The 26,524-nt window shown below is 69.3% G+C and carries 28 protein-coding genes and 1 pseudogene; 8 read left to right on the forward strand and 21 right to left on the reverse strand.

Going from position 1 to position 26,524, the window contains the following annotated elements:
- Window position 1: 1 nt before the first annotated feature.
- On the forward strand, window positions 2-967 hold the full coding sequence (locus tag ACIPEK_RS03200; RefSeq protein ID WP_401989967.1) for an LLM class flavin-dependent oxidoreductase: 966 nt from the start codon (window positions 2-4) through the stop codon (window positions 965-967).
- 76 nt (window positions 968-1,043) lie between these two features.
- Here the strand turns inward: ACIPEK_RS03200 and ACIPEK_RS03205 are convergent, their stop codons facing one another.
- The 5 genes from ACIPEK_RS03205 to ACIPEK_RS03225 all read right to left on the reverse strand — a co-directional run bounded on the left by ACIPEK_RS03205 (window position 1,044) and on the right by ACIPEK_RS03225 (window position 7,565).
- Window positions 1,044-2,462, reverse strand: a complete 1,419-nt coding sequence (locus tag ACIPEK_RS03205) for a sugar porter family MFS transporter (protein ID WP_401989970.1) — start codon at window positions 2,460-2,462, stop codon at window positions 1,044-1,046.
- A gap of 228 nt (window positions 2,463-2,690) precedes the next feature.
- Window positions 2,691-6,329: a chromosome segregation protein SMC gene (gene smc / locus ACIPEK_RS03210; protein WP_401989973.1), complete on the reverse strand. Its 3,639-nt coding sequence runs from the start codon at window positions 6,327-6,329 to the stop codon at window positions 2,691-2,693.
- 303 nt (window positions 6,330-6,632) lie between these two features.
- The gene (locus ACIPEK_RS03215) at window positions 6,633-6,845 is read right to left on the reverse strand and encodes a hypothetical protein (protein ID WP_018551753.1); all 213 of its coding nucleotides are present in this window, start codon (window positions 6,843-6,845) and stop codon (window positions 6,633-6,635) included.
- Between the two features lie 88 nt (window positions 6,846-6,933).
- Entirely contained in the window at window positions 6,934-7,074 is a 141-nt protein-coding gene (locus ACIPEK_RS03220) for a hypothetical protein (RefSeq protein ID WP_229846040.1), read from the reverse strand.
- 209 nt (window positions 7,075-7,283) lie between these two features.
- On the reverse strand, window positions 7,284-7,565 hold the full coding sequence (locus ACIPEK_RS03225; RefSeq protein ID WP_401989977.1) for an acylphosphatase: 282 nt from the start codon (window positions 7,563-7,565) through the stop codon (window positions 7,284-7,286).
- Window positions 7,566-7,710: 145 nt separating this feature from the next.
- On the opposite strand from ACIPEK_RS03225, the gene ACIPEK_RS03230 reads away from it, so the two are divergent.
- A complete protein-coding gene (locus tag ACIPEK_RS03230) occupies window positions 7,711-8,661 on the forward strand; it encodes a CAP domain-containing protein (protein ID WP_401989980.1) in 951 nt (316 codons plus the stop codon).
- Between the two features lie 73 nt (window positions 8,662-8,734).
- Complete coding sequence (locus tag ACIPEK_RS03235) at window positions 8,735-9,163, forward strand: winged helix-turn-helix transcriptional regulator (RefSeq protein WP_383077718.1); 429 nt, start codon at window positions 8,735-8,737, stop codon at window positions 9,161-9,163.
- Here the strand turns inward: ACIPEK_RS03235 and mutM are convergent.
- The 9 genes from mutM to ACIPEK_RS03280 form a co-directional block, all read right to left on the reverse strand.
- Complete coding sequence (gene mutM, locus ACIPEK_RS03240; protein WP_401989983.1) at window positions 9,136-10,005, reverse strand: bifunctional DNA-formamidopyrimidine glycosylase/DNA-(apurinic or apyrimidinic site) lyase; 870 nt, start codon at window positions 10,003-10,005, stop codon at window positions 9,136-9,138. The genes ACIPEK_RS03235 and mutM overlap by 28 nt on opposite strands.
- A gap of 94 nt (window positions 10,006-10,099) precedes the next feature.
- Window positions 10,100-10,924, reverse strand: a complete 825-nt coding sequence (gene rnc, locus ACIPEK_RS03245; protein WP_383077722.1) for a ribonuclease III — start codon at window positions 10,922-10,924, stop codon at window positions 10,100-10,102.
- Between the two features lie 19 nt (window positions 10,925-10,943).
- Window positions 10,944-11,117, reverse strand: coding sequence for a 50S ribosomal protein L32 (gene rpmF / locus ACIPEK_RS03250; RefSeq protein ID WP_003965982.1), 174 nt, complete (start codon window positions 11,115-11,117; stop codon window positions 10,944-10,946).
- 2 nt (window positions 11,118-11,119) lie between these two features.
- Window positions 11,120-11,791 (reverse strand): DUF177 domain-containing protein, encoded by a 672-nt coding sequence (locus tag ACIPEK_RS03255; RefSeq protein ID WP_266357563.1) that lies wholly within the window; start codon window positions 11,789-11,791, stop codon window positions 11,120-11,122.
- A 147-nt stretch (window positions 11,792-11,938) separates the two neighbouring features.
- Window positions 11,939-13,012, reverse strand: coding sequence for a cell division initiation protein (locus ACIPEK_RS03260; RefSeq protein ID WP_401989988.1), 1,074 nt, complete (start codon window positions 13,010-13,012; stop codon window positions 11,939-11,941).
- A 99-nt stretch (window positions 13,013-13,111) separates the two neighbouring features.
- A complete protein-coding gene (gene coaD, locus ACIPEK_RS03265) occupies window positions 13,112-13,591 on the reverse strand; it encodes a pantetheine-phosphate adenylyltransferase (protein ID WP_327278009.1) in 480 nt (159 codons plus the stop codon).
- A 26-nt stretch (window positions 13,592-13,617) separates the two neighbouring features.
- Window positions 13,618-14,202 carry a 16S rRNA (guanine(966)-N(2))-methyltransferase RsmD gene (gene rsmD, locus ACIPEK_RS03270; RefSeq protein WP_401989991.1) on the reverse strand — a complete coding sequence of 195 codons (585 nt, stop codon included), beginning with the start codon at window positions 14,200-14,202 and terminating at the stop codon, window positions 13,618-13,620.
- A gap of 96 nt (window positions 14,203-14,298) precedes the next feature.
- On the reverse strand, window positions 14,299-16,569 hold the full coding sequence (recG, locus tag ACIPEK_RS03275; RefSeq protein ID WP_401989994.1) for an ATP-dependent DNA helicase RecG: 2,271 nt from the start codon (window positions 16,567-16,569) through the stop codon (window positions 14,299-14,301).
- Window positions 16,570-16,727: 158 nt separating this feature from the next.
- Window positions 16,728-18,341: a DAK2 domain-containing protein gene (locus ACIPEK_RS03280; RefSeq protein WP_401989997.1), complete on the reverse strand. Its 1,614-nt coding sequence runs from the start codon at window positions 18,339-18,341 to the stop codon at window positions 16,728-16,730.
- Window positions 18,342-18,597: 256 nt separating this feature from the next.
- On the opposite strand from ACIPEK_RS03280, the gene rpmB reads away from it, so the two are divergent.
- Window positions 18,598-18,783 (forward strand): 50S ribosomal protein L28, encoded by a 186-nt coding sequence (gene rpmB / locus ACIPEK_RS03285; RefSeq protein ID WP_030928661.1) that lies wholly within the window; start codon window positions 18,598-18,600, stop codon window positions 18,781-18,783.
- Window positions 18,784-18,936: 153 nt separating this feature from the next.
- Here rpmB and ACIPEK_RS03290 read toward each other — a convergent pair.
- Together ACIPEK_RS03290 and ACIPEK_RS03295 are read right to left on the reverse strand one after the other, a co-directional pair.
- A pseudogene (locus ACIPEK_RS03290) lies at window positions 18,937-19,183 on the reverse strand (bifunctional hydroxymethylpyrimidine kinase/phosphomethylpyrimidine kinase); the annotation flags it as partial.
- Window positions 19,184-19,193: 10 nt separating this feature from the next.
- The gene (locus ACIPEK_RS03295; protein ID WP_383077732.1) at window positions 19,194-20,165 is read right to left on the reverse strand and encodes a thiamine-phosphate kinase; all 972 of its coding nucleotides are present in this window, start codon (window positions 20,163-20,165) and stop codon (window positions 19,194-19,196) included.
- Between the two features lie 336 nt (window positions 20,166-20,501).
- Here ACIPEK_RS03295 and ACIPEK_RS03300 point away from each other — a divergent pair, with 336 nt between their 5' ends.
- The gene (locus ACIPEK_RS03300; RefSeq protein WP_093899132.1) at window positions 20,502-20,735 is read left to right on the forward strand and encodes an Lrp/AsnC family transcriptional regulator; all 234 of its coding nucleotides are present in this window, start codon (window positions 20,502-20,504) and stop codon (window positions 20,733-20,735) included.
- A gap of 20 nt (window positions 20,736-20,755) precedes the next feature.
- Window positions 20,756-21,241 carry a DUF3515 domain-containing protein gene (locus tag ACIPEK_RS03305; RefSeq protein WP_383077734.1) on the forward strand — a complete coding sequence of 162 codons (486 nt, stop codon included), beginning with the start codon at window positions 20,756-20,758 and terminating at the stop codon, window positions 21,239-21,241.
- A gap of 52 nt (window positions 21,242-21,293) precedes the next feature.
- Here ACIPEK_RS03305 and ACIPEK_RS03310 read toward each other — a convergent pair whose 3' ends face one another.
- From ACIPEK_RS03310 to ACIPEK_RS03320, 3 genes are all read right to left on the reverse strand, one after another.
- Entirely contained in the window at window positions 21,294-22,451 is a 1,158-nt protein-coding gene (locus ACIPEK_RS03310) for a D-alanine--D-alanine ligase family protein (RefSeq protein ID WP_401990002.1), read from the reverse strand.
- A 118-nt stretch (window positions 22,452-22,569) separates the two neighbouring features.
- Window positions 22,570-23,580, reverse strand: coding sequence for an NAD(P)H-dependent glycerol-3-phosphate dehydrogenase (locus ACIPEK_RS03315; RefSeq protein WP_383077738.1), 1,011 nt, complete (start codon window positions 23,578-23,580; stop codon window positions 22,570-22,572).
- On the reverse strand, window positions 23,577-24,329 hold the full coding sequence (locus ACIPEK_RS03320) for a lysophospholipid acyltransferase family protein (protein ID WP_401990005.1): 753 nt from the start codon (window positions 24,327-24,329) through the stop codon (window positions 23,577-23,579). Before ACIPEK_RS03320 ends, ACIPEK_RS03315 begins: the two co-directional genes overlap by 4 nt.
- Before the next feature lie 149 nt (window positions 24,330-24,478).
- Between ACIPEK_RS03320 and cofC the strand changes: the two genes are divergently transcribed.
- Together cofC and ACIPEK_RS03330 are read left to right on the forward strand one after the other, a co-directional pair.
- Window positions 24,479-25,162, forward strand: coding sequence for a 2-phospho-L-lactate guanylyltransferase (gene cofC / locus ACIPEK_RS03325; protein ID WP_401990008.1), 684 nt, complete (start codon window positions 24,479-24,481; stop codon window positions 25,160-25,162).
- Window positions 25,163-25,172: 10 nt separating this feature from the next.
- Entirely contained in the window at window positions 25,173-25,376 is a 204-nt protein-coding gene (locus ACIPEK_RS03330; RefSeq protein ID WP_383077743.1) for a hypothetical protein, read from the forward strand.
- 91 nt (window positions 25,377-25,467) lie between these two features.
- Here the strand turns inward: ACIPEK_RS03330 and ACIPEK_RS03335 are convergent, their stop codons facing one another.
- Complete coding sequence (locus ACIPEK_RS03335) at window positions 25,468-26,121, reverse strand: HU family DNA-binding protein (RefSeq protein ID WP_401990011.1); 654 nt, start codon at window positions 26,119-26,121, stop codon at window positions 25,468-25,470.
- Window positions 26,122-26,264: 143 nt separating this feature from the next.
- Window positions 26,265-26,492 carry a hypothetical protein gene (locus tag ACIPEK_RS03340; RefSeq protein ID WP_072487271.1) on the reverse strand — a complete coding sequence of 76 codons (228 nt, stop codon included), beginning with the start codon at window positions 26,490-26,492 and terminating at the stop codon, window positions 26,265-26,267.
- Between the last annotated feature and the right edge of the window lie 32 nt (window positions 26,493-26,524).

The following is a 26,524-nucleotide window of genomic DNA, read 5'->3' on the forward strand; positions in this document are numbered from 1 at the left end:
CATGGCCTTCACAGTGGTCCGGTTCAATCTCGTCGATCCCGATGCCACCCCCGAGTCGCTCTCGGCCCGGTACCGCGCCGCGCTGGAGATGGCCGCGTACGCCGACGAGCACGGCGTCGACACCGTACAGACCGAGGAGCACCACGGCGCCGCCAACTCCTGGCTGCCCTCCCCCTTCGTCTTCGCGGGTTCGGTCTTCGGCGCCACCCGCCGGATCGCGGTCACCGTCTCGGCGATCATCGGCCCCCTGCACGACCCGCTGCGGCTGGCCGAGGACATCGCGGTCCTTGACCTGCTGAGCGCGGGCAGGCTGGTCACGGTGGCGGGGATCGGCTACCGGCCCGAGGAGTACGAACAGGCGGGTGTCGAATGGGGCAGCCGCGGCCGGCTCCAGGACGAGCTACTGGAGACGTTGTTGCAGGCGTGGACCGGGGAACCGTTCCCGTACCGGGGCCGTACGGTCCGGATCACGCCACGCCCGTACACCCAGCCGCATCCGCTGCTGCTGGTGGGCGGCAGCTCGCGGGCGGCGGCGCGGCGGGCGGCCCGGTTCGGGCTGCCGTTCTTCCCGAGCGCGCATCTGCCGGAACTGGAGGCGTACTACCACGAGCGGCGCGCGGAATTGGGGACGGACGGCTTCTGCATGATGCCGTCCGCCCGGACGCCGCTGCTGCATGTGTCCGAGAACCCGGACCGGACCTGGGCGGAGTACGGCGAGCACTTCCTGCACGAGGCTCGTACGTACAGCTCCTGGCAGTCCAAGGACATCCGCTCGGCCGTACGCTCGGCGGCGACGACGGTGGCGGAGCTGCGGGACGAGGAGGTCTACCGGGTCATCACACCGGACGAGTGCGCCGGGGCGGCCGGGGAACCGGACAGCCTGGTGCTGCATCCGCTGTGCGGCGGGATGCCCGTCGAGGAGGGGTGGCGCAGTCTGCGGCTGTTCTGCGAGGCGGTCGCGCGCTGACCCGGGCCACCGGAACTGCCCCGGCGCGCGGGTGCGGGCCGGGGCATTCCGTGGTCGAGGAGAGGGGCAGCGGGGATTAGCCCATCTCCTCCAACGCCTTGCCCTTGGTCTCCTTCACGAACTTGAACACGAAGGGGATCGAGAGCGTGGCGAAGCATGCGTAGATGATGTACGTGCCCGACAGGTTCCAGTCGGACAGGCTCGGGAAGCTCGCGGTGATCGCCCAGTTGGCGATCCACTGCGCGGACGCGGCGACGCCGAGCGCGGCGGCGCGGATCTTGTTCGGGAACATCTCACCGAGGAAGACCCAGACCACGACACCCCACGACAGGGCGAAGAAGAGCACGAACACATGGGCCGCGACGAGCGCCACGATGCCCTGGGTGTGCGGCAGTTTGCCGTCGACCAGGTGGGCGGAGAAGGCCCAGGCCTCGAAGGCGAGGGCGATGGCCATACCGGTGGAGCCGACCAGCGCGAGCGGCTTGCGGCCCACCCGGTCCACCAGCACCATCGCGATCACGGTACCGACGATGTTGATGATCGACGTGGTGAACGAGTAGAGGAATGAGTCCGAGGGGTTGATGCCGACGGACTGCCACAGCGTCGCCGAGTAGTAGAACGCCACGTTGATGCCGACGAGTTGCTGGAAGACCGACAGGCCGATACCGACCCAGACGATCGGCAGGAACCCGAAGCGGCCGCCGAGCAGGTCCTTGAACCTGGACTTGTGCTCACGGTGCATGGCGGTCTCGATCTCGGCCACCCGGGCGTCGAGGTCGACATTCTTGCCCTCGACCTCCTCGAGGATCCGCCGGGCCCGGTCCTTCTTTCCGACCGAGATCAGGAACCGCGGCGACTCGGGGATCGCGAACGACAGGAGTCCGTACAGGAGGGCGGGGACGACCATCACGCCGAGCATCCACTGCCAGGCCTCGATGCCGCCGATCCTGCCGCGCTGATCTCCGTCGGCGAGCTGCAGAATGCCGTAGTTGACCAGCTGGGAGATGGCGATGCCGATGACGATCGCCGCCTGCTGGAAGGAGCCGAGCCGGCCGCGGTAGGCGGGTGGCGAGACCTCGGCGATGTACGCCGGGCCGATCACGGAGGCCATACCGATGGCGAAGCCGCCGATGATGCGCCACATCGCCAGGTCCCAGAGCGCGAACGGGAGCGCGGAACCGACGGCGCTGATGGTGAAGAGCACGGAGGCGATCTGCATGCAGCGGATTCGGCCGATGCGGTCGGCGATGCGCCCCGCAGTGGCCGCGCCGATCGCGCAGCCGATCAGGGCGATGGCGATGACCTGGGCGAGCGTTCCCGGGCCGATGTCGTACCGGCTGCGGATCGCCTCGACGGCGCCGTTGATGACGGAGCTGTCGTAGCCGAACAGGAAGCCACCCATCGCAGCGGCCGCCGTGATGAAGATGACATGGCCGAGGTGATCCGGATGGGCCTCTCGGGCTCCGGACGCCGGTCCCTGCGATGTGCTGGTCACATGTACTCCTGATGCCTGGCCGCGTCGTCAGGTGTGGGGGGGGCGAGCCCTTGTGGGGGAGCGAGCTCTTCCAAGTGGCGCATAACTTCACGACAGACACCACTTGAACGTAAAGACGACGTTTCAGAGAGTATGCCTTCACATTTCGAAGTCAAGATTTCCCACTGGCGCACATCTACGCAGGAACACTCAAAAGGTACGTTGAAGTATTGAAGATTGAGTAAAGGCTCAGCGCAGCCGCTGGCTGATGACCTTGGAGACGCCGTCTCCCTGCATCGAGACGCCGTACAGTGCGTCGGCGACCTCCATCGTCCGCTTCTGGTGCGTGATCACGATCAGCTGAGAGCTCTCCTGGAGCTCCTCCATGATCCGGATCAGCCGCTGCAGATTGGTGTCGTCGAGCGCCGCCTCGACCTCGTCCATCACATAGAACGGACTCGGCCTGGCCTTGAAGATCGAGACCAGCAATGCCACCGCCGTGAGCGAGCGTTCCCCGCCGGACAGCAGCGAGAGCCGCTTGACCTTCTTGCCGGGCGGCCGGGCCTCGACGTCCACACCGGTCGCGAGCATGTTGTCCGGGTCGGTCAGGATGAGCCGCCCCTCGCCACCCGGGAAGAGCCGCGAGAAGACGCCCTCGAACTCACGGGCCGTGTCCCGGTACGCCTCGGTGAACACCTGCTCGACCCGCTCGTCGACCTCCTTGATGACCTGTATCAGATCGGCCCGGGTCTTCTTCAGGTCTTCGAGCTGCTCGGAGAGGAACTTGTGCCGCTCCTCCAGAGCCGAGAACTCCTCAAGCGCAAGCGGATTCACCTTCCCGAGTTGCTGATACGCCCGTTCGGCAGACTTCAGCCGCTTCTCCTGCTCGGCCCTGACGAACGGCTTCGGCTGATTGCGCGGGTGCTCCGGGTCCTCCGGCAGCTCCTCGCCCTCGGCGGCCGGCGACGGCGGTACGAGCTGGTCGGGGCCGTACTCGGCGGCCAGCCCGGCCGGCTCGACGCCCAGCTCCTCCAGCGCCTTCGCCTCCAGCTGCTCCATCCGTAGCCGCTTCTCGGCACCGAGCACCTCGCCGCGGTGGACGGAGTCGGTGAGCTTGTCCAGCTCGTTCTTGAGCTCGCGGCCCCGGTTGCGCTCAGCCGCCAGTTCCCGCTCCCGCTCCGCCTTCGCCGCCTCGGCCGCGACCCGCTCCTGCTCGGCCCGTACGACGGACACCTCGACATGGGCCAGCAGCTGACGGGCGCCGGACGCGACGGCGGAGGCCACCGCCGCCTCGTGCCGCAGTCGGGCGCGGCGCTGCTCGGCTCGGGCACGGGCCTCGCGTTCGGCGCGGGCGCCCCGGTCGAGGGAGTCCGCGCGGCCCGCAAGTCCCTTGACCCTCTCCTCATGGGTACGCACCTGGAGGCGGGCCTCCATCTCGGTCTGGCGGGCGTTGGCACCGTCGGCGGCGAGCCGGTCGCGCACGGAGGTGTCCGGCTCCTCCTCGACCGGCATCTCCTCGGCGACGAGCAGCCGCTCGGCCAGCTCCTCGGCCTCCTCCGTCGCCCGCTCCAGCGCCTCCTGGGCACGGGCGGCGGACGCGGTCATCCGCTCGGCCTCGCCCGCGGCGCCACGGGCCTGCCCGGCGAGCCGCCCGAGCTGCTGGGCCACCCCGGACTTCTCCCGCTCGGCGGCCCGACGCCGCTCCCCCAACTCCTCGACCAGCCCGGCGCTCGCGCTGCGGCGCTCCCCCGCAAGCCGCTGGGCCTCGGCCAACTCCGCGCACCGTACGGCCAGTTCCTCCAACTGGGCAGCGGCCTCGTCGACCGACGCCTGCACTTCGAGGAGGCTCGGCGCCCCGGCGGAACCGCCGTGCGCGAAGTGGGCCGAGAAGATGTCCCCCTCGGCGGTCACGGCCGTCAGTTCCGGGTGTACGGCGACGAGATCCTCGGCATCCTCCAGGGTGCCGACGACCACCATGCCCCGCACCAGCCTCCTTACGGCGCCCACCAGTTCGACGGGCCCGCGGACGAGGTCGGCCACTGCGGGCGGCCCCCCTGCGGGCGCTCCGGCCACATCGACACCAGAGAGACCAGAGAGACCAGAGACACCAGAGGCATCACCGACCCCACCGGCACCACCCTGACCGGGTACCCCATCGAGCGCCCCGCCCAACAGCAGTGCCGCCCGCCCCGCGTCCTGCTTGCGCAGCAGCCGGATCGCGTCCGCTGCCGTGGCCGGGTCCATCACCGCGACCGCGTCCGCCGCCGCGCCCAGTGCCGCCGCCACCGCCACCTCGTGCCCCGGCGCCACCGTCAGGAGTTCCGCGACCGGACCGAGCAGGCCCGACAGGCGGTCCCGCGCGCCGAGCAGCACACCGGTGCCGTCCTTGCGGCGCAGACCGAGGGCAAGTGCCTCATGGCGGGCCGCGACCGCCGCCCGCTTCCGTTCGGCGACGGTGGCGGCCTCCCGGGCCGCGGAGAGCGCCAGCTCCGCCTCTGCGAGTTCCCGCTTGGCGGCCTCGTGCCGCTCACCCAGCTCCACGTCGCCCGCGTCCAGGCCCTCGACCTCGGCCTTGAGCTGTTCGTACTCCTCCTGCGCGGCGACCGCCCGCTCCTGCGCCTCGTCGCGCGAGGCGGCAAGCCGGTCGATCTCCGCCTGCGCCGAACCGGCCCGGCTGCGGGCCGCGTTGACCTGTCCGTTCAGCCGGGCGAGCCCCTCTCGGCGGTCCGCGATGGCGCGGGCGGCATCCTTGAGCCTGCGCTCCTCGGCCGCCAACTCCCTTTCCAGTTCGGCCCGGTGGGCGGCGGTGTCCTCCAGTGCGTGTTCCGCCGCTTCCAGCGCGGCCTTCAGCTCCGCCTCCTGCTCACGGATCCGGGCGGCCTCGCGCTCCATGCTTTCAGGGTCCCTGAATCCCGTGCCGCGCCGCTCCTCCTCCGGCGCGGCGGTGGCGCTCTTCACCCGGGCGTCGGCGAGCGAGATCGTGCCGCGTACCCGTTCGGCCAGCTGTGAGAGCTCGTACCAGGTCTGCTGGGCGCGCTGCAGCCGCGGCGCCAGCCGCCGTACCTCGTCCTCCAGCTCCGCCTCACGCGCCAGCGCCGACTTGAGCTCCGCCTCCGCTGCTTCCCGGCGCTGCTTCAGTGCAGCTTCGTCGGCGATCTCGCTGCGCAGCGCGTTACGCAGCCGCACCAGGTCGTCGGCGAGCAGCCGCAGCCTGGCGTCGCGCAGGTCGGCCTGGATGACGGCGGCCCGGCGCGCCACGGCCGCCTGCCGGCCCAGAGGTTTCAGCTGCCGTCGCAGCTCGTCGGTCAGGTCCTGGACGCGGGCCAGATTGGCCCCCATCGCGTCCAGTTTCCGCAGCGCCTTCTCTTTCCGCTTGCGGTGCTTGAGTACGCCTGCGGCTTCCTCGATGAATGCGCGCCGCCCCATCGGATCGGCATGGAGTACGGAGTCCAGCCGGCCCTGGCCGACGATGACATGCATCTCGCGGCCGATACCGGAGTCCGAGAGGAGTTCCTGGATGTCCAGGAGCCGGCAGGTGTCGCCATTGATCTGGTATTCGCTGCCGCCGTTGCGGAACATGATCCGAGTGATCGTCACTTCGGCGTACTCGATGGGCAGTGCGCCGTCGGAATTGTCGATGGTCAGCGAAACTTCCGCCCGCCCGAGCGGCGGCCGCCCGGTGGTGCCGGCGAAGATCACGTCTTCCATCTTGCCGCCGCGCAGGGATTTGGCCCCCTGCTCCCCCATGACCCAGGAGAGCGCATCCACCACATTGGACTTGCCCGACCCATTGGGACCGACGACGCACGTGATACCGGGTTCGAACCGCAGCGTCGTGACGGAGGCGAACGATTTGAAACCACGCAGGGTCAGGGCCTTGAGGTGCACGCCGCCGGACTCTACCTTTCGCTCTCGGTTTCGCTGATGAAGGTGCAGGGCACATCAGACGGTAAGGGAAGGGGTGCAGGTCCGGGGCGGGTCCCGCACAGGTCCGGGCGGAAAAGAAAGAAGGGACGCCGAAGCGCCCCTTGTAAATCTTGTGCGGTGTTGCTGGTGCAGCGCATGACGGATCAAAGACATGTCACGGTGATGACAGATCAAGAGCAGTGATCTTCAATGATCCGGTGACGATCCGGGTGATGATCTCGGACGGCTGACGCGGACAGCCCGACCGGCCCTGGGGGCCATCGGTCAGGTCAGCGCCGGCTCCGCCTGAGGTACGTCGATGTCGATGCTGTCGAGCAGCGACTCTTGGTGCTGGGCGGCGGCATTGAGTGCGTCGTTCTCGTCCTGAATCCGCACGAGCTCGGATTCGAGGTCCTGGACGCGCTGCTGGAGCCGTCGCATCTCGGCGAGGAGTCGCGGGTCGGAACCGCCGACGTAACCGAGAAGCGCCTTTGCCATGATGGATGGTCCTCCACACTGAGTGACCGACCGATGCGGTGTGGGTCGTGAGGGAATCGCACCCGCGGTGCTCGGCAGTGCTCTGTATTCACTGCTGTTCTGCTGCCAAACAGCTCTGCCAAACAGCTAAGGTGCGCGGGGATTTCAGCGTCTCACCAAAAAGTTTGACGGTCAACACGATCACGCCCTGTAGAGACGGGCGGCCCGGGGCGCGCGGCTTGACGATCATGCGGCGCGGCTCTCCTGCGGGACCCTCGGGGGCGTGGAGATCAGCCTTACTGCCGCAGCCTGGCACGCCGACCGAATCTTGGCAACCACCCGGTCATTCCGCAGGTCATTTCATGTGTACGCAGATGAGTGCCCACTCCGTCACCCCGCGCCGCCCATCGAACACGGTCCGAACACAGCCTCCCGGGACGGCTCCGGATCGAGCCCGGATCAGCGGATCGCAAAACCCTCGTACACGCCGCGCGGGGTGCCCCAGATCTCGGTGACTCCGTCAACGCGCCCGGGTGTGTCGTCCGAGCGCAGCCATTCCAGCAAACGGTGGCAATTCTCACGTTGACCCTCGGCGACGACCTGCACTCTGCCGTCGTCGAGATTCAGGGCGAATCCGGTGAGGCCACCGATCTCCAGAGCGTTTGCCCTGGTGAACCAGCGGAACCCTACTTGCTGTACTCGGCCGCGTACCCAGGCGGTGAGTCGTACATCTTCGTTCATGCCCGAACGCTAACCGGCCAATTGCTCTCGGAACACTTCCTGCCGATAGGGCATGGGCTACAGTCCCGTCGCGATAGCTTCACCCCATCGGGTGAATCATGTTGACGCCGAGAGCGGCGTCCAGACCCCCGGAAGGGCTCAGCAGATGGGACGCCATCGACGCTCCGCCGCAGTTCCTGCCACTGAGCACCAGGCAGCGGGGGACGCGGGCCGGCACCGGGGTGCGCGCCATAGGAAGCGGTCCGGGATACCTGTTCGTACGGGACTGATCGGCGCGTCCGCGGCCCTTGCCGTGGGGGCCGTGGCGATCGCCTCCGGTCTGCTGCCCGGCGGCGACACCTACACGGTCGGCGGCGACACGGCTGCCGACCAGGTGCGTACCGAGGGGGCCCCGGATCTGCTGACCCAGGGCACCTCCACCACCGCCCCTGCCGACCGCGCCACCGCGTCCGCCGCGGCCGGCCGCGGCGTCGGGCGCGCCGACGGCGCGACGAAGGCAAAGTCCCCCACCGGTTCCCCGTCGTCCGCCTCCGCGCCGAAGACGTCCGGACCGACCGGGCGGGCAAAGCCGTCCGAATCTCCGACGTCGTCCGAGTCCGCTGCGACGGAAGCCGGGAAGAGCACCGCCCCGGCCACGGTCGACAAGTCGTCGGCCGCACCGACGGCCGAGGCCTCCACTCCGGCCGCCCGCAGGTCCGTGGAGCCGACGTCGGCCGCCGCCGGCTCCGCACAGGCCGCTGTGCTCACCCTGGTCAACCAGGAGCGCGCGAAGGCCGGCTGCAGCCCCGTCACCGCCAGCGCCTCACTGGCCTCACTGGCCCAGGACTTCAGCGACGACATGGCTACCCGCGGCTTCTTCGATCACACCGACCCCGACGGCCGGACCCCCTGGGACCGCGCCTCGAAGGCCGGTGTGCAGGGGTTCGGGGGCGAGAACATCGCCCGCGGCCAGGCCGACGCGCAGGCCGTGATGGACTCCTGGATGAGCAGCGACGGCCATCGGGCAAACATTCTCAACTGCGATTACAAGACGCTCGGCGTCGGCGTGCACTTCGGTGCGGGTGGCCCCTGGTGGACCCAGGACTTCGGCTTCTGAGCACTCCCGAGACGCGCTCACCGGGAGAAAGCGCACCCCAGCGGTAAGCGCTGTGCGGCGTACGCTGGTCGGCATGGACGAGAACACCCGTCTGGATGCGCTCGCTTTTGATGTGTTCTCCAGACAGTGCCCCTCACGCGGCACTCTGGAGCATGTCACCGGGCGCTGGGGCAGTCTGACGCTGGGAGCGCTGTACGAGGGCAGCTTCCGCTTCAACGAACTCCGTCGCCGGGTCGACGGGGTGAGCGAGAAGATGCTCTCGCAGACGCTCCACGCCCTGGAGCGGGACGGTCTGGTCCACCGCGAGGCCCAGCCGACCAATCCCCCGCGCGTCGACTACGAGCTGACCTCTCTGGGCCGGCAGGTCGCCGAGCGGCTGCTCGGACTGATCGAGCTCGTCGAGGGCCGGATGCCTGACGTGCTCCAGGCCCGTGACCGTTACGACGAGGCCCACCCGAGTCCGGAGACCGGCGCTCAGGAAGCCGTGCGCGGCGGTCGCTGACAGCGCGGGCAGAAGTAGCTGGAGCGGTTCATCCACGGGCGGCGGCGCATCGGCGTACCGCAGCGGTGGCAGGGCTCGCCCTCTCGCCCGTACGCGTCGAGCGAGCGGTCGAAGTAGCCGGACTCGCCGTTCACATTGACGTAGAGGCTGTCGAAGCTGGTGCCGCCCTGGTCGAGCGCCGCGTTCATCACGTCGCGGACATGGCCCAGCAGTTCGGCCGACTTGGGGCGGGTGAGGGTTGCGGTGGGCCGGTCGTAGTGCAGCTTGGTGCGCCAGAGCGCCTCGTCCGCGTAGATGTTGCCGACGCCGCTGATCAGCGACTGGTCGAGCAGGGCGCGCTTGACCGTCGTACGGCGCAGGCGCAGCGCGGTGTGGAAGGCGTCGTCGTCGAACGCCGGGTCCAGGGGGTCGCGGGCGATGTGCGCGATGGTGTCGGGCAGCCCGTCCGTGCTGTCGGCGGCACATTCGTGGAGAGAGAGCCCGCCGAAGGTCCGCTGGTCGACGAAGCGCAACTCGGTGCCGAGCGAGTCGTCGAAGCGGATCCTGACGCGCAGATGCTTCTCGTCGGGGGTGTCCTGCGGCTGTACGAGCAGCTGGCCGCTCATGCCGAGGTGGCCCAGCAGTGAGCTGGACGCATCGTTCAGCGGCACCCAGAGGTACTTGCCGCGGCGCATGGCCGTTCCGAAGCGGGCGCCGCCGAGCCGGGCCGCGAAGTCCACGCCGCCCGCGAGATGGCGGCGGACCGCGCGCGGGTGCAGCACCTCGACGTCGCCGACGGTTCGGCCGGTGACCCAGCGCTCAAGACCACGTCGTACGACTTCGACCTCGGGCAGCTCAGGCACGGTGTCGCTCCTGGAGAAGTGAACTGAAGAGATGAAAAGAATATCCGGGCAGGAAAAACCCCTCGGTGCGCAAGGCACCGAGGGGGTTCTCGGGTCAGGCCGGAGCGGCGTCCGTGGACGGCGACGGGTTGGCAGGGGTGTCGGCGGCCCCTCCGTCGGCGGCGGTCTTCGCCGCAGCCTCCCGCGCTTCCGCGGCGGCGCTGATCTCACGCCAGGCAGACTCCGCCGCCTGCTGCTCCGCTTCCTTCTTGCTACGGCCGGTGCCGGTGCCGTACGAGACACCACCGACGCGAGCAGCAGCAGTAAAGGTCTTCTCGTGGTCCGGGCCGGTCTCCGTGACGAGGTACTCGGGGACGCCGAGGCTCTCGCTCGCGGTGAGTTCCTGGAGGCTGGTCTTCCAGTCCAGGCCGGCGCCGAGGTTCGAGGACCTGTCGATCAGCGGGTCGAAGAGCCGGTGGACCAGCTCCGAGGCCGCGCTGAGACCCTGGTCGAGGTAGACCGCGCCGATCACCGCTTCAAGGGTGTCGGCGAGGATGGACGCCTTGTCCCTGCCGCCCGTGCCCTCTTCACCACGGCCGAGCCGGATGAAGGAGCCGAGTTCGAGGCCGCGGCCCACTTCCGCAAGTGCACGCGAGTTGACCACCGCGGCCCGCAACTTGGCCAGCTGGCCTTCGGGCAGGTCGGGGTGGGTGCGGTACAGCGTGTCCGTGACCACCAGGCCGAGCACCGAATCCCCGAGGAATTCGAGCCGTTCGTTGGTGGGCAGACCGCCGTTCTCGTATGCGTACGAACGATGGGTCAGCGCACGCACCAGAAGGGCGGACTCGAGGTGATACCCGAGCCGCCCTTCCAGAAGCGTGTGGGACGAGGCTGTGTTGACGTTGTCTGCCTGCTTCTTGGCGTTGGACAACTCAGACATCGGGCCTCTCACCAGCCGCTCAGACCTCGAGGACCTGGCGCTTGTTGTACGTGCCGCAGCTGGGGCACGCGATGTGCTGCAGCTTCGGCTCCTGGCAACGCTCACACGAAACCAGGGTGGGGACCGCAGCCTTCCACTGCGACCGGCGGTGGCGCGTGTTGCTGCGCGACATCTTCCGCTTCGGAACAGCCACGGCTACTTCTCCTGCTTCTCGTCGACGCCCGCTTCGGCGCCGCCCATGTTGTCCTTCTCGCCGTCCTGAACGGTGTCGGCGAGTCCTTGCAATGCCGCCCAACGGATGTCGACGGCATCGTGGTGGTGACCGGGGTTCTCGTCCAGCCTGATTCCGCATTCGGAACACAGACCGGCACAGGACTCCCGGCACACCGGCTGCATCGGCAGTGCGAGCACCACCGCATCGCGCAGCACTGGTTCGAGGTCGAACAGGCCGTCCTCGATGAAGAGCCTGTCCTCGTCGTCCTCGGCGTCGTCGGCCGGTTCCGCCTTGCTGCTGCGGCCCCGGTCATCGGCGTCAGGGTACGAGAACATCTCCTGGAAGTCCGCCACAACCTCTTGGCGCAGCGGCTCCAGACACCTTACGCACTCCCCCTCGGCCGACGCACGGGCGGTGCCTGTGACAAGCACCCCTTCCATGACCGATTCGAGACGGAGATCCAGCTCCACGGGTGCGCCTTCCGGCACACCGATGACCCCGTCGATGCCGAGGGCCGGTGAACCGGGTGCGTCCACCGAGCGGGTCAGCCGCTGCAGGGCACCAGGACGCCGACCCAGCTCGTGCGTATCGAACACGAGGGGGTTTCGGTGGTCGAGGTGGCCGTTCAGGGCTTTTCCTGCTTTCGAAATCATGTGCATCGCGCATCGTGGGGAGGGCCGACCGGATTCGGATTCGAAACGGGCAGCCGGGATCGCGGACATACGCGCGACCGAAGAGCCAGGATACTGGACGCGCCGCCCAGCTCCCAATCCGGTCCGCCCCGGCTGTCCGCCGCCCGGTCAGCGCTCCTGTTCGTACCGGCGGAGCTGGTCCAGATCGATCATGCTGGTGTCGAACAGGCTGGTCTCGTCGAGGGCGCTCTCACCCTGCGGCTGGAGCGCCTGCTGGGGCTGCATGGGCTGCTGCTGCCAGCCGTCGTACCCCTGGACCGGGATCTGGGCCTGGCTCTGGTCGTAGCCCTGCTGCTGATAGGCGGCGTACGGGTCCGGCTGCTGCTGGTAGCCGTAGACGTCCTGCTGCGGCTGCTCCTGATACGCGTACGTCTCCGCGTAGCTCGGCTGGGCCTGGGCGGGGAAGTGCGGCTGGACCTGCTGGTGCACCGGCTGCGGCTCCGGGGTGGCGAGCCCGGCGAGGCCGGCCCAGTGGTCCTCGTCGCTCATGTGCCCCTGATTGCCCGCAGCGTCCTGGGCGGCCACGTGCGCGCCGAGTTCGTCGGTGGCGACCCGGCCGTGCAGCTTCTGCCGGCCGCGGCCGACCGCCTCCAGGGTCTTGGCGAGCACGGCCTCGAAGGCGCCGAGCTTGGTGTCGACGTACTCGTCCGCACGGCGCTGGAGCGTGGCCGGGTCGGTACTGCGCTCGGGGGCCTCGGCGAAGTCCGGGTCCTCGTATCCCTGCTCGTCGAAGGCCTGGCCACGGCCGAGGAGCTTCTCGCGGCCCCGGTCGACGGAGCCGATGGTCTTGGTGAGGACGACCTCGAAGTTGGCGAGCTTGCTGTCGACGTACTCGTCGGCCTCGGCACGGACCTCCTCGGCCTCCCGACGGGCCTCGCCGAGGATGCGGTCGGCCTCGCTGCGGGACTGCCTGGCGACCTCGGTCCCGGAGATCAGCGAGGTGCGTTCGGCCTGCGCGGTCTCGATGATCCGCTCGGCCTCCTGACGGGCCTGCTCGGCCATCTGCTCCCGGCCGCCGATGAGCTCCTGGGCATGGGCGAGCGAGCCGGGCAGGGCCTCGCGTACCTCTTCGAGCATCGCGAGCAGCTCGGCGCGGTTGACCACGCACGAAGCCGACATGGGCATGGACCGGGCGCTCCCGACCGTCTCGACGATCTCGTCGAGCTTCTTCTGCACGTCCACCGTGTGCTCGCCACTCTCTACAGCCGATTTGGAGACGGACGGGACGACTGTACGGCCAGTCGGCGCCCGCCCGACACCTGGTGACGGTCCGTCAGTTCTTCAGTGCTGAGCAAGGCGTTCGGTGAGGGCTTCATGGACCACCGGGGGCAGCAGGTGGGAGACGTCGCCGCCCCAGGTGGCGACCTCCTTGACCAGGGAGGACGACAAGAAGCTGTAGGTGGGATTGGTCGGCACGAAGAGCGTTTCGACGCCGGAGAGACCGTTGTTCATCTGGGCCATCTGCAGCTCGTAGTCGAAGTCGCTGACGGCCCGCAGGCCCTTCACGATCGCCGGGATGTCGCGCTGCTTGCAGAAGTCGACCAGGAGACCGTGGAAGGACTCGACCTCGACGTTGCCGAAGTCCGCGGTGACCTGGCGGATCAGGTCGATCCGCTCGTCGACCGTGAACAGGCCCTTCTTGGACTGGTTGATCATCACCGCGACATGTACGACGTCGTACAGCTTCGAGGCACGGCCAATGATGTCGAGGTGTCCATTGGTGATGGGGTCGAATGACCCCGGACAGACGGCGCGGCGCAACTTGGTTCCCTCGCTCTCCGGTCCGGTCATCGTGCGTCTTCGCACGTAGAGGCGGCGCGACCGTACCAAAGCGTTCCCTCGCCGTAGCGACGGGCCCGCAGTGGCTCGAATCCCTTGGGCCAGTTGAATTCTCCGCCTCTGGTGCTGCGTTCCACGGTGACGAGGGCGTCGGCTGTGAGCCACCCCTGGGCACGGAGTGTGAGCAGTATCTCGCCAAGATCGTCGTCGGTCACGGCGTACGGCGGGTCCAGGAACACCACGTCGTACGGCTCCGCGGGCGCCGGTCCCGTCATGATCTGTTCGGCTTTGCCGGTACGGACTTCGGCGCCGGGCAGGCCGAGTGTGCGGACGTTGTCCCGGACGGTGCGGACGGCCTTGGGGTCGGCCTCGACGAGCAGGGCGTGGACCGCGCCACGGGAGAGTGCCTCCAGGCCGACGGCGCCGGAACCCGCGTACAGATCCGCGATACGGATGCCGTGGAGGCTGCCCAGGAGGGCTTCCCAGGTGGAGAAGAGGCCCTCGCGTGCACGGTCGGAGGTGGGGCGGGTGCCGGTGCCGGGCGGGACGGCCAGGCGGCGTCCGCCGGCCGAGCCGGCGATCACGCGGGTCATGGGTGTCTGATCCTCGGTTCGTGGGTGGCCCACAGGATGCTGCGGCGCCGTGCCACCCACGATATGGCGTCGTGGCGGATGGGGCCCGCGCACCTGTCACCCCTTGTCGAGGTACTGCTCGCGCTCCTTGTCGAGCAGCGCGTCCAGCGCGATCCGCAGCTCGGGCAGGTTTTCCAGCTCCGGGTCGGCTGCGACGATCGTGGCGGCCTCCTCGCGGGCGGCGGCGATGACCTCCTCGTCGTCGATGACGGTGAGCATCCGCAGCGAGGAGCGGACCCCGGACTGGGCCTGGCCGAGGACATCGCCCTCGCGGCGCTGTTCGAGGTCGATCCGGGACAGCTCGAAGCCGTCGAGGGTGGCGGCGACGGCGGAGAGCCGGGCGCGGGCGGGGCTGGCCTCGTGGGCCTCGCTGACCAGCAGACAGAGTCCGGGGGCGGAGCCGCGGCCGACCCGGCCGCGCAGCTGGTGGAGCTGGGAGACCCCGAACCGGTCGGCGTCCATGATCACCATGGCGGTGGCATTGGGGACGTTGACCCCGACCTCGATGACGGTGGTGGCGACGAGGACATCAACCTGGCCCGCGGCGAAGCGGCGCATCACGTCGTCCTTGTCGTCGGGGTTCATCCTGCCGTGCAGCACCTCGACGCGCAGACCTGCGAGCGGGCCCTTGGCGAGCTGTTCGGCGATCTCCAGGACGGCGAGTGGCGGGCGCTTCTCGCCGTCGTCCTCGGCCGCCTTCTTCTTCCCCTTCTTGCCCGCCGCCTCGTCCTCGGCGTCGTCGCCGATGCGGGGGCAGACCACATAGGCCTGGTGCCCGTTCTCCACTTCCTCCCGGACCCGTTCCCAGGCGCGGCTGAGGAAGTGCGGCTTGTCCTTGGCGGGTACGACATGGCTGGCGATCGGCGAGCGGCCGGCCGGCAGCTGGTCCAGTACGGAGGTCTCCAGGTCGCCGAAGACGGTCATGGCGACCGTACGGGGAATGGGGGTCGCGGTCATGACCAGCAGATGCGGCGGCTGCTTTCCCTTGGAGCGCAAGGCGTCGCGCTGTTCCACCCCGAAGCGGTGCTGTTCGTCGACGACGACCAGGCCCAGGTCGTGGAACTGCACCTTGTCCTCGATCAGCGCATGTGTGCCGATCACGATCCCGGCCTCGCCGGTCACGAGGTCGAGCAGGGCCTGGCGGCGGGCCGCGACACCCATGGAGCCGGTGAGCAGCACCACCTTCGTCCCCTGTCCGGAGCCGCCGAGCGCCCGCCCGTCGCCCGACCGCCGCCCCTCCTGAGGAGGCGCTTCGCGCCACAGTCCCCAGTTCTCGGCCAGCTCGCCCATCATTTCGGTGATGGAGCGGTGGTGCTGCTGGGCGAGCACTTCGGTGGGCGCGAGCATGGCGGCCTGCCCGCCCGCGTCGACGACACCGAGCATCGCGCGCAGCGCGACCATGGTCTTCCCGGACCCGACCTCGCCCTGGAGGAGCCGGTGCATCGGGTGCTCGGTCGCCAGGTCGTCGAAGATCTCCTTGGAGACCTTCTGCTGTCCCTCGGTGAGGGTGAAGGGCAGCTTGGCGTCGAAGGCGTCGAGCAGTCCGCCGGGCCTGGGTCTGCGGGCCACTGCCGGGAGCTGGGTGTCGGCGTATCTGCGGCGGGCCAGCGCGACCTGGAGGACGAAGGCCTCGTCCCACTTCAGCCGGTCCCTGGCCTGTGCGATGTCCGCCTTGGTCTGCGGGCGGTGGACCTTCAGCAGCGCTTCCGGGAGCGGGGTGAACCCGCGGCCCTCGCGCAGACTGGGCGGCAGCGGGTCGACGGCCTCCCGCGCACTGGGCAGCACGGTGTCGACTGCCTTGGCGATCCGCCACGAGTCCAGCTGCTTGCAGGCCGGGTAGATCGGCAGCAGCCGCCCGGCGAACGCGTCCACCGCTTCCGTGGCCTCGGCCCCGTCGATGGACTCGGCGTCCAGCAGCTGGTACGTGGGGTGGGCCAGCTGCATCTTCCGGTTGAAGACGGAGACCTTGCCCGCGAACATCGCCCGCCGGCCCGGCAACAGCTCCTTGTGCGGTTTGTGGACGCCATGACCGAAGAAGACCAGCTGGAGGCGGCCGTTGCCGTCGGTGAGGGTCACTTCGAGGCGCTTGCCGCGGCCGTTGTTGAACATCATGATGCGTGCGTCGGCCACCTGGGCGACCACCGTCACATGCTCGTCCAGCGGAAGGTCGGTCAGCGCCGTGAGCCGACCGCGCTCCTCGTACCGTCGCGGGTAGTGGTGCAGCAGATCACCGACCGTATGCAGGTCGAGGTGTTCGGCCATCACCTTCGCGGTGGCTCCGCCGAGCAGCTTCTTGAGGGGTTCATCGAACGCAGACACGCGATCCATTGCACACCACACCACTGACAGATGTCCGCCGGGCACCACACGGAACACCGGAATCCGCTGATCGGAGAGGACACTCTCCGACGCGCGCGTCCGTCGCACAGGTGCGGAAATCGAACCTGTCCGGCGCTTGAGGACACCCGCGCCGGCCGCAGCCCGCCCTACTCCACCCCGATCAGCAGCGGAGCGCACTGGAGGCCGCCCCGGTACACCACCGTGTCGACCGCCAGATAGCCCTCGCGTACGTGCTCCTCCAGCTCGTCGGCCAGGCTGTCGGGGACGTCCTCGCCGAGGACCAGGGTGACCAGTTCGCCGCCCGCCGCCAGCATGCGGTCCAGCACGTTCCGGGCCGTTTCCGGTACGTCCTCGCCGATGACCGCGACGTCGCCGTCGATCAGGCCCAGGATGTCGCCGGCCTGGCAGATACCCGCCATGGTCCAGGACTGCCGCTCGGCGACGGCCAGTTCGGCGTAGCGGGTGGCACCGGCCGCGGCGGTCATCGCCACCACGTCCTCGTCGAAGCTGCGGTCGGGTTCGTGGACGGCGAGGGCCGCGATGCCCTGGACGGCGGCCCGGGTCGGGATCAGGGCGACCCGGACGCCCTCTGCGCGGGCCTGTTCGGCGGCGGCAGCGGCGGTGTGGCGCAGCTCCGCGTCGTTGGGCAGCAGAACCACCTCGTGGGCGTGCGCCCGGCGGATCGCGTCGACCAGTTCGCCGCTGGCGGGCGGCTCCCCGGGGCGCGCCAGGACCGTCGTCGCCCCGGCCTCCTTGCACAGGCCGCGGAGCCCGTCGCCGGGGACCACCACGACGACCGCGCGCTGCACGGGTTCGGTGTGGGGGTGCACCCGGTCCGCGCCGAAGTGGGTGATCCGGATGCGGTACGGCCGCCCCGCCTCGACACCGGCCTCCACCGCCGCACCCGCGTCGTCGACATGCACATGGACGTTCCACAGCCCGTCGCCGCCCACCACCACGAGCGAGTCGCCGAGCCTGTCGAGCCGGGTCCGCAGCCGGTCCACGGCGTTGTCCGTGGCCTCCAGCAGGTAGATGACCTCGAAGGCCGGTCCGCCCTCCGCGCAGTCCTGCGGCACAGGGATCACGGCTGCGGGCACGGCCACGTATGTGCGCTCGGGAGCCCGCCCTGAGACCGCTTCCACGAGCGCCCCGAGCACCGTCACCAGGCCCCGTCCGCCGGCGTCCACGACGCCCGCCCGTCCGAGGACGGCGAGCTGTCCCGGGGTCGCTTCCAGGGCCGTCCACGCTCCCTCGTACGCCGCCCGTGCGACCGCCGCGGTTCCGGCGTCGTCCGCCGCGCGCCCGGCGGCCTCGGCGGCTGCGGTGGCCACGGTCAGCACGGTGCCCTCGACGGGGTGGGCGACGGCCTGCCGGGCGGCTGCGGCGGCCCTGGTGAGCGCCCGGCGCAGATGGTCCGCGTCGTGCCCGTCGGCCAGCACCCCTGCCATGCCGCGCAACAGCTGGGCCAGGATCGTGCCGGAGTTTCCGCGCGCACCGATCAGTGCTCCGTGCGCCATGGCCCGCACCGCGTCGGCGGCGACGGGCACGGTCGTACCGGTCTCATGGGCGGCGAAGACCGCTTCGACGGCCTGGGTCGCGGACTCCACTGTGAGATAGAGGTTCGTACCGGTGTCCCCGTCGGCGACGGGGTAGACGTTGATCGCGTCGATCGCCTCGCGCTCCCGGCCCAGTGCCTCCAGGGCCAGTGAGCACCAGGTACGCACCGCGACGGCGTCCATGTCGTCGGCGGTCTGCGGCACCTGTCGGTCCTCCTCGAAATCGGCCGGGTGGCCGGCTGCACCGCAGAGTAGCCCCGTGCGCCGAGTCCGGCGGGGACAGGGGCGGGACAGGGGGCGGCGGAACCCATGGTAGTTTCGTTCCACCGACGCAGCCGTTGTATGCTGCTTCGGTTGCCCGATGAGAGTCGGGCCATTCCCCCGGTGCCGCCACTTCAGTCAAATGAATCCGGCGCGCCGGAATTCACTGTAAGTGCACCTGAAGTCTTTGGAGTGACCCGTGGCTGCCAACTGCGACGTCTGCGGCAAGGGGCCGGGCTTCGGCAACAACATTTCGCACTCGCACCGCCGTACGTCCCGTCGCTGGAATCCCAACATCCAGCGCGTGCGTGCCGTGGTCGGTCGGACGCCGAAGCGGCTCAACGTCTGCACCTCGTGCATCAAGGCCGGCAAGGTCGCGCGCTGACGTTCCCGTCGTAGCGCAGCCTTCCGGTTGCCCAAAAAGCCGGTCCACCTCGGTGGACCGGCTTTTTGCTGTGCTCCTGGGGCCCTCACGCGGTGCGCGTCCGCCGGTGTGGTGGACGGTGACGGGGCCGATTCCGGCGCCCAGCGGGAAGCCCGCTTCGATCACGGTGCCGTCCACCACGCTGCGGTACCGGGCGCGTACGGCATCGACGGGCAGACTCCCAGGCGCTCTGCATCCCCGGCGAGTTCTGGGCCGTGACGGCGGTCAGCACGCTCATTGCGTGCACACCGAGCGTCGGCATCGTCTTCGGATCGGCCTGAATGCGCGCACCGCCACCGGAATCGGAACCGGAACCGGCGACGGTGCGTACACGGGCGGGTACAGCAGCGGATATGGGCATACGCCGAAATCTACTGAGCGTCCTCGATGTCCCCGAAATGGTCCCAGCCGCCCTTGCTGGTCCAGGGCGCCCCGTCGACCGTCACCTGTGGCAGCGCCGAGGGGTTGAGGACTTCGCCGATCACCTTCCAGCGGGCGGGCAGCTTCACGTCCGGCGGGAAGGTCGCGACGATCGCGTGGTCCTCTCCCCCGGTCAGCACCCACTGCAGCGGGTCCACGCCGACGGCCTGCCCGATGTCGGACATCTGCGAGGGGATGTCGATGAGTCCGGAGCGCAGATCGATCCGGACCTTGCTGGCCTCGGCGATGTGCCCGAGGTCGGCGACGAGTCCGTCGCTCACGTCCGTCATCGCGGTGGCGCCGAGTCCGGCGGCCGCGGGGCCTGCGTGGTACGGCGGTTCGGGGCGCCGGTGGGCCTCGACGAAGGCGCGGGGCGAGCGGAAGCCGCGGGAGAGCACGGCGTATCCGGCAGCGGACCAGCCGAGCCAGCCGGTGACGGCGACGACGTCGCCGGGCTGGGCGCCGGACCGGGTGACCGGTTCATGGTTGCGCAGATCGCCGAGTGCGGTGATCGAGACGGTGATCGTCTCGCCGCGCACCACATCGCCGCCGACCACGGCCGCGCCGGCGACCTGGCACTCGTCACGGATGCCGTCCATCAGCTCGCCGGCCCAGGTGACCGGGAGTTCGGAGGGGACGACCAGGCCGAGCAGCAGCGCGGTGGGCACGGCGCCCATGGCGGCGATGTCGGCGAGATTCTGGGCGGCGGCCTTGCGGCCGACGTCGTACGCCGTCGACCAGTCGCGACGGAAGTGCCGTCCCTCCAACAGGATGTCCGTACTGGCCACGACCCTGCGGTCGGGAGCGGACACGACCGCGGCGTCGTCGCCGGGGCCGAGCCGTACCGCCGGAGTGGTGGTGAGCCGGGAAGTGAGCTCCCTGATGAGCCCGAACTCCCCCAACTCGCCCACGGTTCCCTTCACCGAGTCTCACCTCTCATCTATCGCCCCGGACGTTCGTCCGGGCTGCTTCAGCGGCCGGGGGTCCGGATCGTGGACCGGCCGCCGCCGCAGGGAGCAGTCTGCACCGGTTCTCATCGGCATGTCTGTCCCCCTCCCGCAACGCTCTTCCGCACCGCTGCACATGCGGTCGCGGGCCGTCACTGCTGTCGGTACTGTCAAGAGATACGTCAACTTGTGTCTTGCGTGCGCCACGCTGTGGACGTCAACCGCCCCGTAGGTCTCCCCGCGGCCCGCGGCAACGCGATACCGTGGCGTCCCTTTCCCCCACATGATCCTCGTGGCCGCCCTGGAGGTTCCGTGGTACAGGCGTACATCCTTATTCAGACCGAGGTGGGCAAGGCGTCGACCGTCGCCGAGACCATCGCCAAAGTTCCGGGAGTGATCCAGGCAGAGGACGTCACCGGCCCCTACGACGTGATCGTGCGCGCCCAGGCCGACACGGTCGATGAACTCGGCCGCATGGTGGTCGCCAAGGTCCAGCAAGTGGAAGGCATCACCAGAACCCTGACCTGCCCGGTCGTTCATCTGTAGTCCCCGTCTACGCTGGGCCGGTGACATCATTGCGCCGGCTCCGCCACCCCGTGTTTCTCGGTCCGTCCGTAGCCGCGCTGCTGCTGGCCGCCGCGGGCTGCTCCTCGACCGACGCCGCGGCGTCGATCACGGTTCCCACGCCGTCACCGGAAGCCGCAGCTTACTGCCGTGCACTGCACAAGGAGCTGCCGAAGACCGTTGCCGGACTCGACCGCGGTGACACCGGGACGAAGTCCGAACTGACCGCCGAGTGGGGCGACGGAGCGATCGTACTGCGCTGCGGTGTCCCCCGGCCCGCGAAGATGGACGACCCCATGGCGAGGGGGACCGATGCGGACGGCGTCAACTGGCTGCTGGAGCAGCCGGAAGACGCCGGTCCGCGTTTTACGACGACCTACCGCAAGGCGTACGTCGAGGTGAGCCTCTCGAAGGCGTATGCCCATGACGCGACCCCGTTGGCCGCGTTCGGCCCAGCCATCCGCAAGACGGTCCCCAGCAGCCTGTAGGGCGTGCGCTCCCGCCAGGGAGCACACGCCCTACGGCGCGGGTCTCGTCTTCTCAGCGCAGGCCGGTCGGCCGGTTCAACGCGGCCTGGATCAGCCGGTCCACCAGCTCCTGGTAGCTCACGCCGCTCTCCTGCCACATCCGCGGGTACATGGAGATCGGGGTGAAGCCCGGCAGCGTATTGATCTCGTTGATCACGAAGCTGCCGTCCTCGGTGAGGAAGAAGTCGGCCCGCACCAGGCCCTCGCAGGACACGGCTTCGAAGGCGTCGACCGCCAGCCGCTGAACCTCGGCCGTCTGCTCCTCGGTGAGCGGGGCGGGCACGATCCCGGAGGCCGAGTCGATGTACTTGGCCTCGAAATCGTAGAAGTCGTGCGAGGTCACCGGCGGGATCTCGGCGGGCACGCTGGCGCGCGGTCCGTCCTCGAACTCCAGCACCCCGCACTCGATCTCGCGGCCGCGCAGCAGCGACTCGACCAGGAACTTGGGGTCGTGACGGCGGGCTTCCTCGATCGCCTCGTCGAGACCGGAGAGATCGTCGACCTTGGTGATGCCGATCGACGAGCCGGCCCGGGCGGGCTTGATGAAGAGCGGCCAGCCGTGGTCACCGGCGAAGTCCACGATGCGCTTGCGGGCAGCGGAAGGGTCCGTGTCCCATTCGCGGGGACGTACCACGACGTACGGGCCGACCGGCAGCCCGAACGAGGTGAAGACCCGCTTCATGTACTCCTTGTCCTGGCCGACCGCCGAGGCGAGCACCCCGGCGCCGACGTACGGCACACCGGAGAGCTCCAGGAGTCCCTGAAGGGTGCCGTCCTCGCCGTAGGGGCCGTGCAGCACGGGAAAGACGACGTCGACCTCGCCGAGCGCCTTGGGGACCGAGCCGGGCTCGCTGTAGACCACTTCGCGGCTGCCGGGGTCGACGGAGAGCACCACGCCGCCCTCGGTGGACTCGGCCAGCTGGGCCACGTCCGGCATCTGCCGGTCCGCGATGGCCATGCGCTCGGGCTCGTCGGCGGTGAGCGCCCAGCGGCCCTCCGTCGTGATGCCGATCGGCAGGACGTCGTACTTCGTCCGGTCGATGGCGTTCAGGACGGCGCCCGCCGTGACGATCGAGATGCCGTGTTCGGAGCTGCGGCCGCCGAACACGACGGCCACGCGCGGCTTGCGGAGCTGCTGCTCCGGGCTCTGGGGGAGGTTCTCGCTGCTCATATCGCGTTGAGCGTACCTGCTGGTACCACTCGCGTCAGCGTGGCCGGGGCCGCTGGAGCGATGACCGCGAACGTTCACCGGCTTGCGCCCCCCTTCAGCTCCTCCCCCGGCAAACCCGTCAGCGTCGCTCGGGTTTCGCGCTGCGCGACATCAGCTCGCCCAGTGCGACCATCGGGGGCTTGCCCTCGTGGACGATGCCGACGACCGTCTCGGTGATGGGCATGTCGACGCCGTGCCTGCGCGCCAGATCAAGCACTGATTCACAGGACTTGACGCCCTCGGCGGTCTGCTTGGTGACGGCGATGGTCTCTTCCAGCGTCATGCCGCGGCCGAGGTTGGTGCCGAAGGTGTGGTTGCGCGACAGCGGCGAGGAGCAGGTCGCCACCAGGTCGCCGAGGCCCGCGAGTCCGGAGAAGGTCAGTGGGTCGGCGCCCATGGCGAGGCCGAGACGGGTGGTCTCGGCGAGACCGCGGGTGATGAGCGAGCCCTTGGCGTTGTCACCGAGACCCATGCCGTCGGCGATACCCACGGCGAGACCGATGACGTTCTTGACCGCGCCGCCGAGTTCGGCACCGACCACATCGGTGATGGTGTACGGGCGGAAGTACGAGGTGTGGCAGGCGGTCTGGAGTCGCTGGGCCACGGACTCGTCCTGGCAGGCGACAACGGCCGCGGCGGGGCGGCGTTCGGCGATCTCCTTGGCCAGGTTGGGGCCGGTGATGACGGCGACGCGGTCCGCGGAGACCTTGGTGACGTCCTCGATGACCTCGCTCATCCGCTTCGCGGTGCCGAGTTCGACGCCCTTCATCAGCGAGACGAGGACGGTGTCGGAGCCGAGATGCGGGGCCCAGTCGGCGAGATTGGCGCGCAGCGTCTGCGAGGGCACCACGAGCACGGCGAAGTCGGCGCCGTGCAGCGCCTCTGCGGCGTCGGTGGTGGCCCGGATCGACGCGGGAAGTTCAATTCCCGGCAGATAGTCCGGGTTGGTACGGGTCCTGTTGACGGCCTCGGCGACTTCGGCGCGACGACCCCAGAGGGTGACCTCGCAGCCGGCGTCGGCGAGAACCATGCCGAAGGCCGTACCCCATGAGCCGGTTCCGAAGACGGCTGCCTTTGCGGGGTGCGTCACTTGGGTCCCTTTCCTTCGGCCTTGCGCCGCTGTTCTGCACGGGCCTTGCGGTGGTCGTACGGCTCCGCGGGCGCCTTCTCGCCCCGCACGATCTCCAGCTGCGCGGTCACCGCAGCCATGATGGCCTCGGTCGCCTCGCGCAGGACGTCCGGCGTCGGATCCTTGTCGTAGAACCGGGAGAGGTCGACAGGCGGTCCGGCCTGCACCTGAAGGGTCTTGCGGGGGAAGAGCCGGAGCTTGCTCTCCTCGGCGTACGGCGGCATGACCAGGTTGGCGCCCCACTGGGCGACCGGGATGACCGGGGCCTTCGTCATCAACGCGACGCGGGCCGCACCGGTCTTGCCGGCCATCGGCCACATGTCGGGGTCGCGGGTGAGGGTGCCCTCCGGGTAGAAGGCGACGCATTCACCGCGCTCGATGGCGGCGACGGCGGCCCTGAAGGCGTCCAGCGCATTGGTCGTCTCGCGGTATACGGGGATCTGTCCGGTGCCGCGCAGCATCATTCCGACAAAGGGGGTCTTGAAGAGGCCCGCCTTCGCGAGAAGCCGCGGCACCCGTCCGGTGTTGTACTGGAAGTGACCGTAGGAAAGCGGGTCCAGATACGAGTTGTGATTGACCGCAGTGATGAATCCGCCGTCGGCCGGAATGTGTTCCATCCCCCGCCAGTCACGCTTGAACAGAACCACCAACGGCGGTTTTGCGATGACCGCCGCCAGGCGGTACCAGAAGCCGATTCTGCGGCGGGACACTCGGACACCTTCCTCTAAGAACCTGACTGCTGCCTGGCTACCGACGGTCAAGTCTCGCCCCAGGCCCCTGCTCTGTCGAGAACACCGTACGCCCCGCCTTCGGGACCGAACCCCCGGGTTCTCGCACCGGCAGGCGAGAATAAGCGGCGATGCGCATCGAGAGGCAGATCGCCACGAACACCGACCCGGCCGGTCCTTGGTCACTGGTCGTCCCGTTGAAGCCCTTGGCACGGGCCAAGAGCAGGCTCGCGCCTGCGACGGGCGCCGCGCTGCGCCCGCGGCTCGCCCTCGCCTTCGCCCGGGACACCGTGGCCGCCGCCCTGTCCTGCCCGGCGGTACGGGATGTGGTGGTCGTCACGGACGACACGGAGGCCGGGGCGGCTCTCGCGGCACTCGGGGCTCGAGTCGTTCCTGACGAACCGGACCACGGGCTCAACGCCGCCCTCGCGCACGGTGAGCGGACCGTGCGGGCCGAGCGGCCGGGGGCGGCTCTCGCCGCCCTCAATGCGGATCTGCCCGCGCTGCGCCCCGGAGAATTGTCCCGGGTGCTCAATTTTTCCGCCGAATTTCCCCGCGCATTTGTTACTGATGCGGCGGGAATCGGTACAACATTTCTGTCGGCTGCACCGGGAGTGGAATTGCGACCGGCTTTCGGCGGTTCTTCCCGGGCCCGGCATCTGGACTCGGGGGCGGTGGAAATCAGCCTGACCGGCATCGATTCGGTCCGCCAGGACGTGGACACCGGCGACGATCTGCGGGCGGCCCTGGCCCTGGGCGTCGGCCCGCACACGGCGGGGCGCTGGGCCGCCGGAGCGCCCCTCGGGGACCGATAGGCTGCTGTTCATGCAGGCGACCTCGTACACGTACGACCCCGAGACCCGCTCCGGCAGTGTGCTGCTCGACGACGGCACCCCGGTGGAATTCGACGCCCGGGCCTTCGACGCCGGCGGTCTGCGGCTGTTGCGTCCGGGGCAGCGGGTGCGGATCGAGGTCACCGGCGAGGGCGCGGATCTACAGATCACGCTGGTGACGCTGCAGACGTTCTGAACGGCTCGGCGCACTGCCCACAAAAGCCCGCGGGCCGGGCTCCCCGAGGGGAGCCCGGCCCGGCGCGTGAGTAGCCCTGCGCTGCTCGGCCTCACTTCTTCCGTGCAGTGGCCTTCTTCGCCGTGGTCTTACGTGCCGTGGCCTTCTTCGCGGGCGCCTTCTTCGCCGTGGCCTTCTTGGCGGGCGCGGTCTTGCTGGCGACGGCCTTCTTGGCGGCCGTCGTCTTCTTCGCCGCCGCGGCGGTGGTCTTCTTCGCGGCCGCCGCCGTGGTCTTCTTGGCCGCCGCGGTGGTCTTCTTCGCGGTGGTCTTCTTGGCGGCGGTGGTCTTCGCCGCGGTCACGGCCTTCTTCGCGACGGCCTTCTTGGCGGTGGCCTTCTTGGCCGCGGCCTTGGCCGTCGTACGGGCAACACCGCCCGTGAGGCTGCCCTTGGGCGCCTTCTTCACGGCCACATCGTGCTTGGGGAGCTTCTTCGAGCCGCTCACCAGGTCCTTGAAGCCCTGCCCCGCGCGGAAGCGGGGCACCGAGGTCTTCTTGACCCGCACCCGCTCACCCGTCTGCGGGTTGCGGGCGTAGCGGGCGGGGCGGTCGACCTTCTCGAACGAGCCGAAGCCGGTGACCGAGACACGGTCCCCCGCGACAACCGCACGGACGATCGCGTCGAGCACCGCGTCGACGGCGTCTGCGGCCTGCTGACGGCCGCCGACCTTGTCGGCAATCGCTTCTACGAGCTGCGCCTTGTTCACGTCTTCCCCTTCGGAGACATTGCCAGAACGAAAGTGTTCAAGCGTTTTCGCACGTTAGGCAGATATATACCGCAAATCAAACACGAAACGGGCTAATCACCCTAGTGCCGCAACGAAGTCGACCGCTGCGCAGTTCCGCAGAGTCAGTCACCTTCGGGGAATCGGCCCTCATCGAGGTCCTTCATCAACCGGTCCAGACGCCTTGCCGCATCCGGGAGATCGTGCTTAGCCGCGGCCGTGATGACCAACAGCTTCCGGGACAGCGCCATCCTTACGCCCTCCGGGACTTGCAGTGCGCGCACTCTTGTGTGCGCTTCCTTCAATCGGTCGGCGACTTGGCCGTAAAGCTTGAGTTGGCTGTCGCGTTCCATGCACCGATTGTGCCATCTGGGGCGAGTTGTCG

The organism is Streptomyces sp. NPDC088246, assembly GCF_044741025.1.
Taxonomy (GTDB): domain Bacteria; phylum Actinomycetota; class Actinomycetes; order Streptomycetales; family Streptomycetaceae; genus Streptomyces.

Bases quoted from the DNA above. Each gene is read 5' to 3' on its own strand.
- ACIPEK_RS03200 (WP_401989967.1), top strand. From the start codon at position 2: ATGGCCTTCACAGTGGTCCGGTTCAATCTCGTCGATCCCGATGCCACC.
- ACIPEK_RS03215 (WP_018551753.1), bottom strand. From the start codon at position 6,845: ATGGCAAAGGCGCTTCTCGGTTACGTCGGCGGTTCCGACCCGCGACTC.
- ACIPEK_RS03220 (WP_229846040.1), bottom strand. From the start codon at position 7,074: ATGATCGTCAAGCCGCGCGCCCCGGGCCGCCCGTCTCTACAGGGCGTG.
- ACIPEK_RS03225 (WP_401989977.1), bottom strand. From the start codon at position 7,565: ATGAACGAAGATGTACGACTCACCGCCTGGGTACGCGGCCGAGTACAG.
- ACIPEK_RS03230 (WP_401989980.1), top strand. From the start codon at position 7,711: ATGGGACGCCATCGACGCTCCGCCGCAGTTCCTGCCACTGAGCACCAG.
- ACIPEK_RS03235 (WP_383077718.1), top strand. From the start codon at position 8,735: ATGGACGAGAACACCCGTCTGGATGCGCTCGCTTTTGATGTGTTCTCC.
- rnc (WP_383077722.1), bottom strand. From the start codon at position 10,924: ATGTCTGAGTTGTCCAACGCCAAGAAGCAGGCAGACAACGTCAACACA.
- ACIPEK_RS03255 (WP_266357563.1), bottom strand. From the start codon at position 11,791: ATGATTTCGAAAGCAGGAAAAGCCCTGAACGGCCACCTCGACCACCGA.
- rsmD (WP_401989991.1), bottom strand. From the start codon at position 14,202: ATGACCCGCGTGATCGCCGGCTCGGCCGGCGGACGCCGCCTGGCCGTC.
- recG (WP_401989994.1), bottom strand. From the start codon at position 16,569: ATGGATCGCGTGTCTGCGTTCGATGAACCCCTCAAGAAGCTGCTCGGC.
- ACIPEK_RS03310 (WP_401990002.1), bottom strand. From the start codon at position 22,451: ATGAGCAGCGAGAACCTCCCCCAGAGCCCGGAGCAGCAGCTCCGCAAG.
- cofC (WP_401990008.1), top strand. From the start codon at position 24,479: ATGCGCATCGAGAGGCAGATCGCCACGAACACCGACCCGGCCGGTCCT.
- ACIPEK_RS03330 (WP_383077743.1), top strand. From the start codon at position 25,173: ATGCAGGCGACCTCGTACACGTACGACCCCGAGACCCGCTCCGGCAGT.
- ACIPEK_RS03340 (WP_072487271.1), bottom strand. From the start codon at position 26,492: ATGGAACGCGACAGCCAACTCAAGCTTTACGGCCAAGTCGCCGACCGA.